General features: G+C 70.2%; 17 protein-coding genes. 5 read left to right on the plus strand and 12 right to left on the minus strand.

Annotation, left to right across the window (positions count from 1 at the left end):
• Positions 1-13: 13 nt before the first annotated feature.
• From ACLJPY_RS37360 to ACLJPY_RS37375, 4 genes are all read right to left on the minus strand, one after another.
• Positions 14-715: a DedA family protein gene (locus ACLJPY_RS37360; RefSeq protein ID WP_410595719.1), complete on the minus strand. Its 702-nt coding sequence runs from the start codon at positions 713-715 to the stop codon at positions 14-16.
• Positions 716-761: 46 nt separating this feature from the next.
• A complete protein-coding gene (locus ACLJPY_RS37365) occupies positions 762-1154 on the minus strand; it encodes a hypothetical protein (RefSeq protein ID WP_410595720.1) in 393 nt (130 codons plus the stop codon).
• 24 nt (positions 1155-1178) lie between these two features.
• Complete coding sequence (gene nagA, locus ACLJPY_RS37370) at positions 1179-2330, minus strand: N-acetylglucosamine-6-phosphate deacetylase (protein WP_410595894.1); 1152 nt, start codon at positions 2328-2330, stop codon at positions 1179-1181.
• A gap of 91 nt (positions 2331-2421) precedes the next feature.
• Entirely contained in the window at positions 2422-2997 is a 576-nt protein-coding gene (locus ACLJPY_RS37375; protein ID WP_410595895.1) for a SigE family RNA polymerase sigma factor, read from the minus strand.
• Positions 2998-3198: 201 nt separating this feature from the next.
• Here ACLJPY_RS37375 and ACLJPY_RS37380 point away from each other — a divergent pair, with 201 nt between their 5' ends.
• Positions 3199-3483, plus strand: a complete 285-nt coding sequence (locus tag ACLJPY_RS37380; protein ID WP_410595721.1) for a YciI family protein — start codon at positions 3199-3201, stop codon at positions 3481-3483.
• 6 nt (positions 3484-3489) lie between these two features.
• Here ACLJPY_RS37380 and ACLJPY_RS37385 read toward each other — a convergent pair whose 3' ends face one another.
• The 4 genes from ACLJPY_RS37385 to ACLJPY_RS37400 all read right to left on the minus strand — a co-directional run bounded on the left by ACLJPY_RS37385 (position 3490) and on the right by ACLJPY_RS37400 (position 7409).
• On the minus strand, positions 3490-4959 hold the full coding sequence (locus ACLJPY_RS37385; protein WP_410595722.1) for a flavin-containing monooxygenase: 1470 nt from the start codon (positions 4957-4959) through the stop codon (positions 3490-3492).
• 80 nt (positions 4960-5039) lie between these two features.
• Positions 5040-5513, minus strand: a complete 474-nt coding sequence (locus ACLJPY_RS37390; protein ID WP_410595723.1) for a pyridoxamine 5'-phosphate oxidase family protein — start codon at positions 5511-5513, stop codon at positions 5040-5042.
• Positions 5514-5515: 2 nt separating this feature from the next.
• Positions 5516-6427 carry an SDR family oxidoreductase gene (locus ACLJPY_RS37395; protein ID WP_410595724.1) on the minus strand — a complete coding sequence of 304 codons (912 nt, stop codon included), beginning with the start codon at positions 6425-6427 and terminating at the stop codon, positions 5516-5518.
• 55 nt (positions 6428-6482) lie between these two features.
• Positions 6483-7409 carry an aldo/keto reductase gene (locus ACLJPY_RS37400; protein WP_410595725.1) on the minus strand — a complete coding sequence of 309 codons (927 nt, stop codon included), beginning with the start codon at positions 7407-7409 and terminating at the stop codon, positions 6483-6485.
• A gap of 63 nt (positions 7410-7472) precedes the next feature.
• Between ACLJPY_RS37400 and ACLJPY_RS37405 the strand changes: the two genes are divergently transcribed.
• Both ACLJPY_RS37405 and fbaA read left to right on the plus strand, forming a co-directional pair.
• Positions 7473-8297: an LLM class F420-dependent oxidoreductase gene (locus ACLJPY_RS37405; RefSeq protein ID WP_410595726.1), complete on the plus strand. Its 825-nt coding sequence runs from the start codon at positions 7473-7475 to the stop codon at positions 8295-8297.
• Positions 8298-8451: 154 nt separating this feature from the next.
• Positions 8452-9483 (plus strand): class II fructose-bisphosphate aldolase, encoded by a 1032-nt coding sequence (fbaA, locus tag ACLJPY_RS37410; protein WP_410595727.1) that lies wholly within the window; start codon positions 8452-8454, stop codon positions 9481-9483.
• Positions 9484-9534: 51 nt separating this feature from the next.
• Here the strand turns inward: fbaA and ACLJPY_RS37415 are convergent, their stop codons facing one another.
• Positions 9535-10716 carry a hypothetical protein gene (locus ACLJPY_RS37415; RefSeq protein WP_410595728.1) on the minus strand — a complete coding sequence of 394 codons (1182 nt, stop codon included), beginning with the start codon at positions 10714-10716 and terminating at the stop codon, positions 9535-9537.
• Positions 10717-11002: 286 nt separating this feature from the next.
• Here ACLJPY_RS37415 and ACLJPY_RS37420 point away from each other — a divergent pair, with 286 nt between their 5' ends.
• On the plus strand, positions 11003-11413 hold the full coding sequence (locus ACLJPY_RS37420; RefSeq protein WP_410595729.1) for a DUF3151 domain-containing protein: 411 nt from the start codon (positions 11003-11005) through the stop codon (positions 11411-11413).
• A gap of 42 nt (positions 11414-11455) precedes the next feature.
• Here the strand turns inward: ACLJPY_RS37420 and ACLJPY_RS37425 are convergent, their stop codons facing one another.
• Positions 11456-12679, minus strand: a complete 1224-nt coding sequence (locus tag ACLJPY_RS37425) for a lipase family protein (protein ID WP_410595730.1) — start codon at positions 12677-12679, stop codon at positions 11456-11458.
• A gap of 87 nt (positions 12680-12766) precedes the next feature.
• On the opposite strand from ACLJPY_RS37425, the gene ACLJPY_RS37430 reads away from it, so the two are divergent.
• A complete protein-coding gene (locus ACLJPY_RS37430) occupies positions 12767-13411 on the plus strand; it encodes a TetR/AcrR family transcriptional regulator (protein WP_410595731.1) in 645 nt (214 codons plus the stop codon).
• Positions 13412-13424: 13 nt separating this feature from the next.
• On the opposite strand, the gene ACLJPY_RS37435 is transcribed toward ACLJPY_RS37430, so the two are convergent.
• Positions 13425-14588, minus strand: coding sequence for a GGDEF domain-containing protein (locus tag ACLJPY_RS37435; protein ID WP_410595896.1), 1164 nt, complete (start codon positions 14586-14588; stop codon positions 13425-13427).
• 322 nt (positions 14589-14910) lie between these two features.
• Positions 14911-16170, minus strand: a complete 1260-nt coding sequence (locus ACLJPY_RS37440) for an MFS transporter (protein WP_410595732.1) — start codon at positions 16168-16170, stop codon at positions 14911-14913.
• Positions 16171-16264 lie beyond the last annotated feature (94 nt).

Here is a 16264-nt window from a genome sequence, read left to right on the forward strand (position 1 = left end):
CGGCGGACTGCCCTCACTCCTTGATGCGCGGGATCCGCTGCGTGACCTCGGGGTCCGCCTCCGCGAGCGCCTTCTTCTCGCGCCGCGACTTCAGGTACTCCAGCCCGATCGGGACCACCGACACCAGCACGATCAGCACGAAGATCGCGTCGACGTTGTTGCGGATGAACGAGATGTTGCCCAGCAGCGAACCCAGGATCGTGATGCCCGCGGCCCACAGGACGCCGCCGATCACCGTGTACGTGAAGTAGCGCTTCGGGTCCATGCGGCCGATGCCCGCGATCCACGTGATGAACGTGCGGACGAACGGGACGAACCGGGCCAGGACGACCGCCTTCGGGCCGTGCTTGTCCAGGAACTCGTGCGTTTTGTCGACGTACTCGCGCTTGAAGAACTTCGAGTCCGGGCGGTTGAACAGCTTCGGCCCGGCGAAGTACCCGAGGTAGTAGCCGACCACGTTGCCGAGCAGGGCCGCCGCCGTCACCAGGACGCAGACCAGCCACAGCGGCGCGTTCAGCGTGCCGTTCGCGATGAACAGGCCCGCCGTGAACAGCAGGGAATCACCCGGCAGCACCGGGAAGATGCTGCTTTCGATGAAGATGATCAGGCACAGCACCGCGATGACCGGTGTCGTCAGCCCGCTCAGCAGGTGCTGCGGGTCCAGCCATGACGGCAGCAGCGACATCGTGTTGACCGTGCTCTGGGCGAGAATCACCTCGAAAACGGTACAGGGTCACCCTGAGTCGTGACTGAGACCCGCCTCAGACCAGCGTCAGCAGGCCGACCACGGACCCCGCCGCCAAGCCCAGCAGCACCGCCAGCATCAAGATCCAGTACGCCGGCAGCTGCGCGGACTGGCGCGGGGGCGGCAGTGGCGAGTACGCCGTCGGTGCCGAGGCCGCGTCCAAGGCCGCGCGCTCGCGCTCCAGTGAGTCCGCGCCGGCGCCCGACAGCAGTCCGTACGCCGACGGCAGCTCGTTGATCGCGCTGGTCGGGACGGCTTCCGTACCCGGCTCGGCGTCCGGCGCAGGCGACGCGGCAGCAGGTGCCGGGGCGGGCGCCGGTGCCGCGGCGGGCGACGCCTGCGGGGCGAAGACGGCTTGCGCGCGAAGGGCGTCCGCCAGCAGCTGCTCGGGGTCCTTCGGCTCGCTCATCTCCGCCCGTCCGCTCGCTCTCGGCTACGTGCTCACGGTAGCCGTTCCCACCTCGGCGACCCATTCTCCCCGGCGCAGCACCTTCGCCGGCCGCAGGTCCTGGTCGAGGACCACGATGTCGGCCTGGTACCCGGCGCACAGCATCCCGGTGCGGTCGGCGATGCCGAGCAGCTCCGCGGGCCGTTGCGACGTCGCGTGCACCGCGTCGAGGATGCCGAGTTTCGCACCCCGGACCAGATTGCGGAAGGCGGTGTCCATCGTCAGGGTGCTGCCGGCCAGCGAGCCGTTGTCGGCGAGGGTGGCGACGCCGTCGTGGACGTCGACCTCCAGGCGGCCCAGCGTGTAGCGGCCGTCCGCCGCGTCGGTCGCCGACATCGCGTCGGTGATCAGCACCGTCCGGTTGCGGCCCGCGTGCTTCGCCGCCAGGCGCACCACCGTCGGGTGCAGGTGGACGAGGTCGCAGATGAGCTCGATCGTGATGCGCTCGTCGTCCAGCAGCGCCCCGATCGGGCCGGGCTCGCGGTGGTGCAGCGGGCGCATGCCGTTGAACAGGTGGGTCGCCACCGTCGCGCCCGCGTCGATCGCCGGCAGCAGCTGCTCCTCGACGCCGTCCGTGTGGCCGATCGCGGCGATGACGCCGGATTCGGCCAGCTGCCGGACCGCCTTCACGCCGCCGTGCAGCTCGGGGGCGATCGTGACCATCCGGATCGCGCCCTGGCCCGCGCGCAGGAGCTTCTCGACCGTGCCGGTGTCCGGTTCGAGCAGTGTCTCCGGGTCGTGCGCGCCGCAGCGGGCCTTCGAAATGAACGGCCCCTCCAGGTGGATGCCCGCGACCTCGCCGTCCTGGACGAGCTCACGCAGCGCCGCGACCTGCTCACGCAGGATGTCCACCGGGTCGGACACCAGGCTGGCCAGCATGGTCGTGGTGCCGTGACGGCGGTGCGCCCGCACCGCCGTCACGAGTTCGTCGGGATCGAGGGAGGTGAACGAAGCACCTCCCCCGCCGTGGCAGTGGGTGTCCACGAAACCAGGTACGACCAGTGCCCCGCCGACGTCCACGTGCTCGCCGGACGGCGGGGTCCCCGAACCCACGCCGGCGATCCGCCCGTCGGAGACGGCTACCCAGCCGTCGTCGAGTACACGGTCCGGGGCGGCGACCCGGCCGCCCATGATCACGAAATCTCCGGCGCCTCTCACGCACCCCAGCATATATTGGTCTGGACCAAGCATGGTGCTACGACTCAGTGATCGGGATGGTCCACCCGGGTCACTGTGGGGCTTGCATGGCCTTCTGGAGCGCCTCCAGGGCCCGGCTGGCGGTCGATTTCACGGTACCCTTGGAGATACCTGCGGCCTCAGAGATCTCGGCCTCGCTCAGCCCGCCGTAGTAGCGCAGCACGAGCACTTCGCGCTGGCGGGGCGGCAGCTTGGACAGCGCGCTGACCACGGCCTGGTGCTCGCTGGAGAGCATCGCGAGGCTCTCGGCGGAGCGGGCGTTCACCGCGTGCGGCGGCACGTACTCGCGGGCGGTCTTGCGGCGGCGCAACACGCTGCGCGACCCGTTGACCACGGCGGTGCGCAGGTAGCCGACGGCGGCCGCGGCGTCCCGGAGCCTGCCCCAGTTGCGGTGCAGGCCGGTGAAGGCCTCCTGGACCACGTCTTCCGCCGTCGCGGGCTCGTCGACCAGCAGAATCGCCAGCCGGACCAGCCGCATGCGGTGCTGGCGGTAGAGGTCTTCGAGGGTCAGCGGCGCGGCGGCGGTCTGCGCCGGGGCCGGACCGTCCATGACCCGCAGGTGGCCGAGGGTCGCCTCGACACTGCGTTCCGCATTGCCCTCGAGCATGGACCCCTGCCTGTTCTCGACCCCGGTTTGCACGGTGTGCCGCGTCAGCAGGTTCACGGTGTTCACAGCGCTCACACAGGTACTGACGCGTGCCCAGCCTATCGGGTTCGGATGCCGGTGCCACAGATCGGCTGCTGGTACAGAACCGTGACACGGGTAGCGTCGGCAGCAGTCCGCCCACGCCGACCACCGGAGATCCACATGGCCTGGTTCCTCGTCGAAATCACCTACGTCCAGGAGAAGATGCCGGACGTCCGGCCGCGCCACCGCGAGTTCCTGAGCAAGCTGGCCGAAGAGGGCCGCGTCGCGGTCGCCGGGCCGCTCGGCGACGGCACCGGCGGCGTCACGCTGTACCGGGCCGACGACGAGGCGCACCTCAAGGAGACGATCGACCGGGACCCCTACTTCCTGGAGGGCGTCATCGCCGAGCGGAGCGTGCGTGAGTTCAAGCCGGTGATCGGCGCCTGGCTGCCCGCGGAGTCCTAGACGAGGTCAGGCCCGGCCGCTCAGCTCGTAGTCGGCCGGGTCGACCTTGCGGGTCTCCAGCCAGTAGCGCCAGGTGAAGCCGGGCCAGATGGTCCGGTTCACGCCCTGGGCGTCGAGGTACCAGCTCTTGCAGCCGCCCTGGGTCCAGACGCCCTTGACCAGCTTGTCCTGGATCTCCCGCTGGAACTCGTCCTGCACGCCCGGCCGGACGTCGAGCGCCGCGGCGCCGCGCGAATCGGCGAGCTTGATCGCGTCGACGACGTACCGCGCCTGCGACTCGATCATGAACACCACCGAGTTGTGGCCCAGCGCGGTGTTCGGCCCGAGCAGGAAGAAGAGGTTCGGGAAACCGGACACCGTGATGCCCTTGTGCGTCCGCATGCCCTCGGTCGCCCACTCCTTGGCGAGGTTGCGGCCGTCGACGCCGGTGATGTCCAGGTACTCCAGCGCGTCGGTCACCTTGAAGCCGGTGCCGTAGACGATCGCGTCCACCTCGTGCTCCACGCCCGCGGAGTCGACGATGGAGTGCGCCCTGACCTCCCGGACGCCGTCGGTGACGACGTCGACGTTCGGCCGGGCCAGCGCCGGGTAGTAGTCGTTGGAGATCAGGACGCGCTTGCAGCCCATCGTGTAGCCGGGCGTGACCTTCTTGCGCAGCGCGCGGTCGTGGATGCCCTTCGCGATGTTCCGCTTCGCGATCAGCTCGCCGGCCTTCATGATCGCCGGGTGGCCGTTGAAGCCGATGGCCCGCGCTTCGAGCAGCCAGTACAGCGCGTTGCGGTAGAGGCGCTGGGCGCCCGGCACGCGCTTGAACAGCGTCTGCGCCCACGACGGCATCGCGTGGTCGGGCTTGGGCATGACCCACGGCGGCGTCCGCTGGAAGAGCGTCAGCTCGGCGACCTCGGGCGCGATCTTCGGGACGAACTGGACGGCGCTGGCGCCGGTCCCGACCACGGCGACCCGCTTGCCGCGCAGGTCGTACTCGTGGTTCCAGCGCGCGGAGTGCCAGGTCTGCCCCCGGAACGCCTCGATCCCGGGCAGCTCGGGGATCTGCGGGATGTGGAGACCGCCGACGCCGGAGACGAGGAACTGCGCGACGAACTCGCGGCCGTCCTTCGTCGTCGCCGTCCAGCGGCGCTCCCGCTCGTCCCAGTGGGCGCCGGTCAGCTCGACGCCGAAGCGGATCTTCTCGCGCAGCCGGTACTTGTCCGCGACACCCTTGAGGTACTCGAAGATCTCCGGCTGCGGCGAGAACGACCGCGACCAGTCCGGGTTCTGCTCGTACGAGAACGAGTACATGTGCGACTGCACGTCGCACGCGCACCCGGGGTAGGAGTTGTCGCGCCAGGTGCCGCCCACCTCGTCGGCCTTCTCCAGGAGCACGTAGTCCCGGATGCCGGCCTTTTCGAGCTGGATCGCCTGGCCGAGCCCGGAGAACCCGGTGCCCACGATCACGACCTTGAACCGCTCGGTCATCTGTCGGCCTCCGCTGCGTCGAGTTGGTGCGCAGATGACGTTACCTCAGGTAACAGTTACTTGGAAGTACCGGCTACTGATCAGTACGTCCCGCCGAGCTTGGTGTGGTCCCAGCTGACGACCTTGGTCGGCCGGAAGACCAGCCCGACGCGTTTCGCGGCCTGACCTGCGATGAAGGCCTGGAGTTCGGCGGGCGCGGGATCGCCCGGCTTGGCGCCCGAGTACCGCTGCATCAGCGTGGTGCCCATCCGGGTCACCTCGGCGGTGTCCTCGACGATCTCGACGTCGGCTTCGAACGAGACGCCGCGGAGCTTCTCGTAGCTGTCGCCGTCCTCGACGAGCACGGTCGCCTCCGGCAGCCGCCGGAGGTTCTTCGCCTTCTGCGACGTGCCGTAGGTCCAGGTCGCGACGCCGTCCTCGTGCGGGAAGTACCAGAGCGGCGCCAGGTGCGGGCGGCCGTTCGGGCCGACGCTGGCGACGTTGATGACCTTCTGCTCCGCCAGGTAGGCGCGCACTTCGTCTTCGGTCATCCGGATCTGGTCGCGACGGGACATCTTCACCCCTTGGTGGCGGCCCGGCCGCCGTGGCCGGTCACCGCCGACTCGAACGCGCCGCGGGCCTCGATGTCGGCGAGCGCGGCCTTGTCCGCCGACGGTACCCGGCTGCGGGAGCCGATTTCGATGACCGGCGGCAGGAACGCGCGGAACAGCTTGAGCGCGCCGACCCAGCGCGGCACGTGGATGGTCCGGGCGCGCTTGAGGATGCCCGCTTCGAGGTCGTCGAGGGCGACGTCCAGCGGGTAGGTCTTGCCGATCAAGCCGGGCATGGACGCGCGGAGCTTGCCGAAGACCGGGTGCGCGTCGGCGCTTTCGACCAGGTCGGTGCGGATCCACGTCGGGTGCGCGACGCCGACCTTGACACCCAGGTGGGCGACCTCGGCGCGGAGGCTGTTCGAGAACGCTTCGACGCCGGCCTTGGCGGCGGCGTAGTTGGCCATGCCGGGCGCGTGCGTGATCGCGGCGAGGCTGGAGATGGCCAGCAGGTAGCCCTTGCGCTCGATGACGTGCGGCAGCGTGACGCGGAACGTGCGCCAGACGCCGAGCAGGTCGACCTCGATGACCTTTTCGAACGCGGCCCGGTCGACCGAGCGGACGAAGCCCGCGGTCGCGATGCCGGCGTTGGCGATGACGATGTCGATGCCGCCGAAGTGCTCGACGACCCCCTTGGTGGCGCTTTCGAGCGCGTCCCAGCTGGTGACGTCGGCTTCCCACGCGTGGGCGTTCGGCCCGATCCGGTCGGCGACCTTCTGCTGCTCCTCGGCTTCGAGGCCGACGAGCGCGACCTTCGCCCCGCGGGCGGCCAGCCGTTCGGCCAGCCCGGCGCCGATGCCGCGGGCCGCGCCGGTGATCAGCACGACCTTGCCGTCGACCTTCTTGGTGCCGCTCAGCAGCGAAAACGGGTTGGCCACGGTGCCCTCCTAGACGTCACTTGAGGGCACCGTACCTCAACTTACCCGCAGTAAGCTACTCAGAAGTAGGGGCACTTTCACGGGAAAGTGCCCCTACTTCGCCGGGGGTCAGGTCGAGGGAGACCGACGCGATCAGGTCCGTCAGCTGTTCGGGCGTGCGGGCGCTGGCGATCGGGGCCGCCACCGTCGGCTGCTGCCGGAGCCAGGCGAGCGCCACCGTGGCCACCGAAACGCCGTGCGCGGCCGCCACTTCGTCCAGTGCGGCGAGGACGCGCTCGCCGCCGCTGTCCAAATAGGACTCCGCGCGACCGGCGCGCGGGCTGTCGCTCGCCGCGCCCTTCGTGCGGTACTTGCCGGTGAGAAAACCCCGGGCGAGGGCGAAGTACGGCAGCGTGGCGAGGCCTTCGCGGGCGACGAGCGGGGCGAGGTCGCGCTCGTAGTCCCGCTCGACGAGGTTGTAGTGCGGCTGCAGCACGGCGTACCGCGCGAGGCCGTTCTGGTCCGAAATGGACAGTGCGTCGGCGAGCCGCTCGGCGGAGTAGTTGGACGCGCCGAGGTAGCGGACCTTGCCCGCGCGGACCAGCGCGTCGAACGCCTGGAGCGTCTCTTCGAGCGGGGTGTCCGGGTCGTCCCGGTGCGCGTAGTAGAGGTCGATGTGGTCGGTCTTGAGGCGGCGCAGCGAGTCCTCGGCCGCCGCCTGGATGTTCTTCGCCGACAGGCCGGGCCGGCCGTCCCACAGGCCGACCTTGGTCGCGACGACGACGTCGTCCCGGCGGCCGCGGGCGGCGAGCCAGTTGCCGAGGATCTCCTCGGAGCCGCCCCCGCCGCCGTAGAGGTCGGCGGTGTCCACGAAGTTGCCGCCCGCCGCCGTGTAGGCGTCGAGGACGGCGAAGGACTGCGGCTCGTCCGCCGTCCAGCCGAAGACGTTGCCGCCGAGGTTGAGTCCGTACACGTCGAGGTCGGTGTTCCCGAGCTTGGTCATGCTTTCGACGGTAGTTCGCCGGATCCGGGAGGAAAATCGCCGTCCCACGCGTTGGGGTGTTCCATGGCTATCGAACTGGGCAAACTCGGGATCTGGCGGTACCACGCGAACGTCGATGCTGCGTTCGCCGCGGAGGCGGAGAAGCTCGGCTACCGCGCGATCTGGCTGGGCGGCTCGCCCGGCGCGGCCGACCTCGCGTCCGTGGACGGCATCCTGGAAGCGACGGACTCGCTGGTCGTCGCGACCGGCATCGTGAACATCTGGCAGGACGAGCCCGCGGACATCGCACGCGTCTACGAGCGCATCGCGGGCAAGTACCCGGACCGCTTCCTGCTGGGCGTCGGCGCGGGTCACCGCGAAGCGACGAAGGAGTACAAGAAGCCGTACGCGGCCCTGGTCGACTACCTCGACGGCCTGGACGCGGCGGGCGTTCCGGCGTCCGGGCGCGCGCTGGCGGCCCTGGGCCCCAAGGTGGTGGAGCTGTCGGGTACGCGGACGGCGGGGGCGCACCCCTACCTGACGACGCCGGAGCACACCCGCAGCTCCCGGGAGATCCTGGGCGCGGGCCCGCTGCTGGCGCCGGAGCACAAGGTCGTCTTGTCGACCGACGCGGACGAGGCGCGCGCGATCGGCCGTCAGACGGTGAAGTACTACCTCGGGCTGTCCAACTACGTCGCCAACCTGCGGAAACTAGGCTTCACGGACGCCGACCTGGACGGCGAGGGCAGTGACCGCCTGGTCGACGCGCTGGCCCTGCACGGCGACGCGGCGACGATCGCCCCGGGCCTGGCGGCCCACCTCGAGGCGGGGGCGGACCAGGTGGTGGTCCAGGTCCTGAACGAAGACCCGTGGCCGGCCTACCGCGCACTGGCGTCCGAACTGCTGTGATCCTCGTCCGGCCGCCGGGCGAACCGGCGGCCGGACGCACTCCTTCTGAACCGATTCCACGTGCGGGAAAGTTTCTCGCCGGGGACCGGTGTGCGGCGGCGGTACACCTCGTACGATGCGGTCGGGACCCACCCTGTGCCAAGGAGGAGTAACGATGCCCATCGCCACCCCCGAGGTCTACGCGGAGATGCTCGACCGGGCCAAGGCGAACGAGTTCGCCTACCCGGCCATCAACGTGACCTCGTCCGAGACCGTGAACGCCGCCATCCGCGGCTTCGCCGAGGCGGAGAGCGACGGCATCATCCAGTTCTCCACCGGCGGTGCGGAGTTCGCGTCCGGCCAGAAGGTCAAGGACATGGTCGTCGGCGCGACCGCGCTGGCGGAGTTCGCGCAGGTCGTGGCGGCTCGCTATGACGTGAACGTCGCGCTGCACACCGACCACTGCCCGAAGGACAAGCTGGACGGTTTCGTCCGCCCGCTGATCGAGATCTCGGCCGAGCGCGTCAAGAACGGCCAGAACCCGCTGTTCCAGTCCCACATGTGGGACGGCTCGGCGATCGACCTCGACGAGAACCTCGAGATCGCGGCGGAGCTGCTGGCCAAGACGGCGGCCGCGCACATCATCCTCGAGGTCGAAATCGGCGTCGTCGGCGGCGAGGAAGACGGCGTCGAGGCGGAGATCAACGAGAAGCTGTACACCGCCGAAGGCGACTTCCTGAAGACGATCGACGCGCTGGGCTCGGGCGAGAAGGGCCGCTACCTGCTGGCGGCGACGTTCGGCAACGTCCACGGCGTGTACAAGCCGGGCAACGTGAAGCTGCGCCCGGACGTGCTGAAGGGCGGCCAGGAGGCGGCGGCGAAGAAGCTCGGCCTGGACGCCGGTTCGAAGCCGTTCGAGCTGGTCTTCCACGGCGGCTCGGGCTCGCTCCCGGAGGAGATCCGCGAGGCGGTGTCGTACGGCGTGGTGAAGATGAACGTCGACACGGACACCCAGTACGCGTTCACTCGCCCGATCGTGGACCACTTCTTCAAGAACTACGACGGCGTCCTGAAGATCGACGGCGAGGTCGGGAACAAGAAGGTCTACGACCCCCGCTCGTACCTGAAGGCCGCCGAAGCCGGCATGGCCCAGCGCGTGGTCGAGGCCTGCCAGGCCCTCGGCTCGGCGGGCACGAAGCTCAAGTAGGCACGCGCGAAGGGGGGCACTTTCACGTGAAAGTGCCCCCCTTCGTCGTGTTCAGGCTGCTTCGGGAACCTGCCGTCGAGCGGACCAGCGCCGGGCCGCCGGGCCGGCCGCCGCCCACAGGGCGAACACCCCGCCGAGCACCACCAACGCCGTCCAGTACGCCGCCGGTGGGGCCGACTCCGTGTGCGCGTCACCCAGCACCCACGGCCGGAACTGCGACTGCACCCAGAACGCGCCGTAGCCGAACGCCGTCACCAGCAGCGCGCCCGCGCCGGCTCGGAGGACGCCGGACGTCATGGCGAACGCCAGGTCCACCGCCAGCCCCACGAACAGCAGGTAGAACGGCACCGTCGAGACCGGGAAGCCCAGCCCGAGCAACAGCGGCCACATCATCGACCGGTACGCCACGTACGCCAGCGCCACCGAAGTGGCCGCCCAGCGGAAGCCCAGCGTGCGCCGCGCCAGTACCAGGATCAACGCCATCACCCCGATGCCCCAGAGCGGGTACACCCACTCCGGGATCGGCATCGTGAAGTGCAGGACCGCCGTCCGGTCGACCGGGTGGCCGATCTGGTTGGCCGCGAAGTCCAGCAACGACTTCTCCGCCTCCGGCTGCCCGCGTTCCCAGGCGCGCAGACCCAGGATGCCGTACTCCTGCTGGCCGTTCGGGAAGAACGTGTTCTCCAGGAAGAACGCCCACAGGCCGAGCAGCACGCCGGTCCGGAACCGGCCCGGCGGCGCGTACCGCAGCCAGCCGAGCAGCACACCGGCCTGCATGATGCCCGTGCCCAGGTAGAGCATCATGTGGGACGGGCTCCACGCGGTCAGGTCGAGGCCGTTGACGCGGTGGTTGATCACGTCCAGCGGAGCCGCCACCAGGAACGTCAGCAGGCCGGCCTGCATCAGCCGCAGCGACGTCTTGTCGGCGCCGAGGCCCGTGTAGCTGTGGATCGCCACCAGCACCACGATGATCACCGTGCCGACGGTGTTGATCAGGTGCGGCGGCGCCAGGTCGTCGCGCAGCCAGCGGAAGTGCCACGACATGTCCCACGACGAGCCGAGCAGCTTGAACGCGAACGCCGTCAGCCACATCCCGTAGCAGAACCGGAGCACCCAGTCCGGGGTCGGCTGCCCGGGGGCGCCGCGGTGCCAGTGCCGCGTGAAGAACAGCCGCGTCTTGCCGACGGGGCTGCGCGGGATCACGTCCACCGGGACGTCGACTGCCTTGGCCATGCCGGACATCATGGCCGGTCATGGTCACGAGCGGGCCAAGACCGTGGCAAAGGACGCGAAAAATGGGGGTTCCCCCGACCTTCTTCCCCACCACCACCCTCAACGGAGGCGCTTCGCGCCCGGGTTCACCCCTACGGGTGGACGACTTGCTTCCGGCCCGCCCGGCTTGGCATGGTGTCGCGCCATGATGCCGAAACGAGTTGTCGCGGGCGTGCTCGTCGCCGCCCTGGTGCTGGCCGGAGCCGGGGTGCTCGGGAGCCTCTTCCTCTAGAGGCAGAATGGCCCCATGACGCACAACCTGCTCGGCCCCGAGCCGACGCTGCTGCCCGAGCACACCGCCGCACAGGCCGCGCTCGACGCCGGGACCGACCCGGCCACCGTCGCGGCCGAACACCCCGACTACAGCGAGGCCTGGGCTTCGCTGGCCGAAAAGGCCTTTGACGCGGGCGAGACCGTCGCCGCGTACGCCTACGCCCGCACTGGCTACCACCGGGGGCTCGACCAGCTGCGCCGCGCGGGCTGGAAGGGCTTCGGCCCGGTGCCGTGGTCGCACCGCCCGAACCAGGGCTTCCTGCGCGCGCTCGCAGTCCTGGGCAAGGCCGCCGGCAAGATCGGCGAAACCGAGGAGTTCGAGCGCTGCCGGACCTTCCTCGCCGACTCCGACCCCGCCGCCGCGGAAGCCACCGGCCTGAAGTGACGCCGTGGGCCCGGGACCGCGCGGTCCCGGGCCCGTCCGGCGTCAGAACCAGCCGCAGTTGACCGGCGCGGGAAGGCCAGCGAAGCGGCCCTCGAGCCAGGCGAACGCCTCCGGGTACGCCCGTACCGCGCCGAGCACGTGCGTCGGCACCAGCGACGTGCTGAACTGCACCTTGACGCCCTTGCCGCGCCACGTCCGGCCCAGGTCGCGGTCCTGGGCGTAGGGCACGATGTCGTCGAGTGCGCTGTGGACGATCAGCACCGGCGCCGACGGCTTCAGCGACCCGATCTTCTGCTCGGCCACCCGCGACGCGTACGGCTCTTCGCCGAGGTACGCGGTGAGCGAGCGGCCGTCGGTGGTCAGCGTCGAGGACTGCGTGAACGCGTGCGCGGCGATCGCCTCCACCGTGCACTCGGTCCGGACCTGCTCGAACAGCTGCTTCCCGCGCGCGTTGAGCAGCGCCGGGATGTTCAGCTCCGGGTACGCGTAGTTCATGCTCACCAGCGCGAAGCCGAGGAACCCGACCGCGTAGTGACCGTCGAGGTTCTTGGCGACCTCGGCGAGGTCCGCCGGCACCGCCCCCGCGTACGCGCCCTTCAGCTTCAACTCGGGCGCGTAGCTCGGCTGCAGTTCCGCCGCCGCGGCCGACGCGCCGCCGCCCTGGGAGTAGCCCGCGATGGCGACGGGGCCGTCGTCGGGCAGCCCCGCCTCCGGCAGCCGCTGGGCCGCGCGGATCGCGTCGAGCACCGCGTGGCCCTCCGAAGCGCGGTTGACGTAGGTGTGGTCCCCGGGCGTGCCCAGCCCTTCGTAGTCGGTGACGACGACGCCGTAACCGCGGGTCAGTAGCCCGGCGATGAACGGGCCCTCGTACTCGAAGCCCGCGGCAAGCGCTTTCGACGGGGCGCAGTCGTCGCCCTCGCCCTGGGTCCCGACGGCGTAGGAGACGATCGGGCGCACCCCGGTGCCGTGCCACGTCGAGGTCGGCGTCAGCACCGTGCCGGTGACGGCGATCGGCGAGCCGTGCGTGTCGGTGCTGCGGTACATGATCCGCTGCACGCTCGCGTCGGCCTTGATCAGCTTGACCGGGTCGATGTAGAACGTCGACGCCTCGTGCCGGAGGACGTCGCCGTTGCTCCCGGCGGGCAGCGGGGACGGCGGATCGTAGAAGGACGCGGCCGAGGCGGCGGGCGGGCCCAGCGTCGCCAACGCCAGGACGCAAAGCGTGGCGACGGCCGCGGAGCGGGCGCGGCGGGGGAAGATACGCATGCTTGCTCCTCGTTGAGCAGGTCGAGTGCGCGGGGGACACCTTTTTGGACAGAGGTGTCGGAAAAAGAATCACGTGAGGTGGACCACATGTCAAGCCCGGCTCCGCGTGGGCGGCCGCGCAAGCTCCCGCTCCCGGAGCAGCGTGCCCGCGTGCTGCAGGCGGCCTCCCGGGTCGTCGCGCAGCACGGGATGCAGGGCGCGACGATCGAGCAGATCGCGCGGGAGGCCGGCGTCTCGCGGCAGGCCGTGTACGAGCAGTTCGGCGACCGGGCGACGCTGTTCGCCGAGGTCGTGGCCGAAACCGAGGAGCGGGCCTTCACCGCCATCGCGGGGCCGTCGGTGGCCGACGAGCAGCCCGGTCTGCGGGCCTGGGCACGGGCCAACTACGCCAACATGGTCACCTTCGTCGCCGACCACCCCGAGGGCTACGGCGTGCTCCGCGCGGCCGAGCGCGCGGGCGACCCCGCTCTCACCCGGTTGAGGGAGAGACTCGCCGTCGTCTACGCCGAAGCGAGCCGCAAGCGGTGGGCCGCGCACGGCATCGACTCCGGCCGCGCGGACCGCGCGCTCGTCACGCTCTTCTTCGCGATGACCGAGTCACTGGTCCAGGCCACCTGGGACGGCGAGCCGCCGGACCAGGACGCGCTGATCGACCTGCTCACGGAATTCACCGTCGGCGGCGTCGCCCGCCTCCAGACCAAGGCGAGCGACGTCATCGAGCGGCTGCGGTAGGGCGGTGCGGGCGCTAAGCCGCGGCCAGTGCCGCCGCGGCCGAGCCCACCACCCGGTTGCGCCCGCCGTGCTTGGCCGCGTACACGGCCGCGTCGGCGGACGCCATCACCTCCTCGATGGACGAGCCGTCGAGCGGGTAGGCGGCGACGCCGATGGACGCCGTCTGCCGTTCGATGTCGACGGCCGCGCCCTCGTTGCTCGTGGTGCTGATGATCAGCTCGCTGACCCGCTGCCGGATGCGTTCCGCCGTGACGATCGCGTCTTCCTTGGACGTCGACGGCAGCAGGGCGACGAACTCCTCGCCGCCGAACCGGCCGACCAGGTCGTGCGCCCTGGTCTCCTGCTTGACCACGGCCGCGACCGCCTTGAGCACGTCGTCCCCCGCGAGGTGCCCGTAGGTGTCGTTGATCCGCTTGAAGTGGTCGAGGTCGATCATCATGGCGCCGAAGCTGCCGTTCTCGCGCTCGGCCCGCGAGATCTCGCGCTGGGCGCCGTCCTGCCAGGTGGTGGCGTTGAGCAGCTGCGTCTTCTGGTCGGTGGTGGCCAGCTCTTCCAGCCGCTTGATCAGCACGGACCGCTGCAGCACGTACAGCGGCAGGATGACCAGCACCGAGAGCAGCGGCTCCTCGTTGAGCACCATCACCAGCAGCGCGCCGACGCACAGGGTGGACAGCTCGAGCAGGTTGTCGTCCATGGTGCCGAGGCACGACACCGGGGTCGCGCTCTTCGGGTCGGCCAGGTAGAGGCCGAGGCCGGTCAGCGCGGTGTTGACCGTGAAGAAGGCCAGCCCGGCCAGCGTCACGGTGGCCACGCCGCTGCCGATGGTCATGTGACCGACGACACTCGCGGAGAAGGCCGACAAGATCATCGTGGTCGCGTTCGCGGCCACGCGGTGAAATTCACCCGGACGGGTGCCGGACCAGCTTCGGAAGGCCAAGTAGACGTACAGGACGACGCCGAGCGCGGCGATCAGCTGGGCCGGCAGCAGCAGGCCGGCGGGCAGCAGCCACACCGAAGTCATCGAGATGTAGGGCCCGTTGCTGAGGATCCGGCGCTCCCGTTCGAGTCGCCTGCTGACCTCTGTCTGCGCCACGGCCAGGCCCGTGAGCAGCGAAAACGTGCCCAGTTGGGCGACGGTGACCGGTACGGTCAACAGTGAGACGGCCGTCCAGCTCAGCATGACCGTGATGGCGGTCAGCGTCGCGATGATCCAGTCGCGGGGGCGGGTCCACAGTGCCCAGCCCCGCACGCGAGAAATCAAGTCTTGGCCGCGCTGTTCCCCCGATGTGACCATTTTTCCCCCAGACCCTTGCGCAGATGTACGGTGACAAAGTACTCACGGACAGTTTCAGACCGTTCGCCTGCTGTCCACAAGGGCTTTCGGTGTGTACTTTTTCTTTTGACACCGGAACGAGAGGTGGCCAGCGATGCGCGGCAAAGAACAGTGACCGCACAGCGCACCGCAAGGTCGCGCAGGTCGAGCCCACGCGCGGGGCATGTCAAGCATGTTCGGCGCGTGCGGCTTCTTTGTCGTTCCACCGTCCGGGGTCGCCCGCCACGGCCCGCGCCCACAGCGCCGCCAGCGGGAGCGTGAGCACGAGCCCGATGACGCCGAAGATCCCGACGGTGCTGTGCGGGGACAGCTGATCCGCGAGCAGGCCACCGATCAGCGGGCTGATGCCCATCATCGTGGTGAGGCCCGTGTTGGACAGGCCCATCACCTGCGCCCGCTGCTCGTCGGGCACGGCCAGGGTCAGTGACGCCGTCGCCTGCAGCAGGCAGACCGTGCCCAGGCCGCCGGAGACGATGAACAGCACGATCGACGAGATCGGCCCGGGGTTCAGGAAGCAGAGCACCAGCGGCACGGCGCACAGCGCCGACAGCGGGCCGATCAGCTTCGGGCGCAGCCGCGCCGGCACCCAGCGCGTGTAGGCGAAGGTCGCGATGACGCTGCCGATCGGGTCCGCCGCCAGCAGCAGGCCGATCGCTTCGGGGCCGCCGCCCGCCGCCGAGACGTACGGCGCCGCGATGCCCTCGTAGACCGGCAGCAGGCCCATCAGCCAGGTGAACAGCACCAGCGTCCGCAGCGGGGAGCTCGCGAACGCCGTCCGGCCGCCGCCGCCGAGGGTCGCGAAGAAGGACTTGCGCTGCTCACCGGCGGCCGCGGCCGGCCGGGCCTGGACGCCGAAGCGCACGAAGAGGGCCGAGAGCACGAACGTGGCGGCGTCGACGACCAGCGCCACGTGCGGGTCGAGGGCGATCAGCAGCGCGCCGCCGCCGGCGAAGCCGAGCAGCTGGGCGGTCTGCACGGTCATGCTCCGGATGCCCATCCCGACGACGAACCGGTCGCCTTCGAGCACCTGCGGCAGCAGCGCCAGCTGGGACGCCTTGAACGGCGGGTTGACCAGGGAAACGCCGCCGACCAGGACGCACATCAGCCAGAACGGCATGCCCGGGATGGCCACCAGCAGGATCAGGCCGGCTCGCAGCAGGTCGACGAGCACCATCACGCTGCGGCGGGGGAAGCGGTCGGCGAAGCCGGTGAGGAAGATGCCGCCCAGCAGCGACGGGGCGTAGGTGAGGGCGTAGGTCAGGCCGGTCAGCGCCGCCGAGTTCGTCCCGGTGAACACGAGGATGGACAGCGCGACCCTGGCCAGCTGGTCGCCGGCGATCGAGAGCAGCTCACCGAACCAGAGCGCCCGGAACTCGGCGATCCCGAACACCTCGCGGAACGTGACGCGATCCGGCGGTGCTGCCATGCGTTTCTCCCGACCTCTTGTGCAGACCGCGTCGCGCGCATGACCTCCGGTGACGAGACGACCAGTCGGTCATGAGGCAGTCACGGTACGTGAG

The organism is Amycolatopsis sp. lyj-23, assembly GCF_046549135.1.
Classification (GTDB): domain Bacteria; phylum Actinomycetota; class Actinomycetes; order Mycobacteriales; family Pseudonocardiaceae; genus Amycolatopsis.